Source organism: Micromonospora aridisoli (genome assembly GCF_056150025.1).
In genome coordinates this window covers 1-542 of sequence record NZ_JAXCFK010000151.1, presented here as the reverse complement: position 1 = coordinate 542, position 542 = coordinate 1, and the positions used below count along the sequence as shown (strand labels likewise).

Sequence of the window (542 nt, the reverse complement as noted above, 5' to 3'; positions counted from 1 at the left end):
CCGGGTTTGATGGAGACTGGATTATCTGGTTTTCAGGGTTGCGGTGACCGGGTGGGTCATCGCGTGTAGCGCCTCGTGTTCGGCGGGTGAGACGTGGCCGAGTTCGCCGTGCAGCCTGCGGTTGTTGTACCAGTCGATGTATTCGACGGTGGCCATCTCCAGGTCGTCGAGCCCGCGCCAGGGCCCTTTGTTGCGGACGAGTTCGGCCTTGTAGAGGGAGTTGAACGCCTCGGCCATCGCGTTGTCGTACGAGTCGCCCTTGGAGCCGACAGAGGCGACGGCACCGGCCTCGGCGAGCCGCTGGGTGTAGCGGATTGCTCGATATTGGACTCCACGGTCGGAGTGGTGGACCAGTCCGCCCAGGTCAGCGCCTTGATTTTCGCGACGCCAGATCGCCATCTTCAGCGCGTCGAGAGCCAGATCGGTGTAGAGGCTCGTGGACACCTGCCAGCCGACGATCATGCGGGAGTGCACGTCGAGGACGAAGGCGGCGTACACCCAGCCCACACTCGTGCGCACGTAGGTCAGGTCGGCGACCCACA

The 542-nt window shown here is 64.0% G+C and carries 1 protein-coding gene; it reads right to left on the bottom strand.

Annotated features, from left to right (window positions below):
- Nucleotides 1–21: 21 nt before the first annotated feature.
- On the bottom strand, nucleotides 22–542 hold a 521-nt coding region (locus SM447_RS29830), incomplete at its 5' end, for an IS3 family transposase (RefSeq protein ID WP_474576197.1).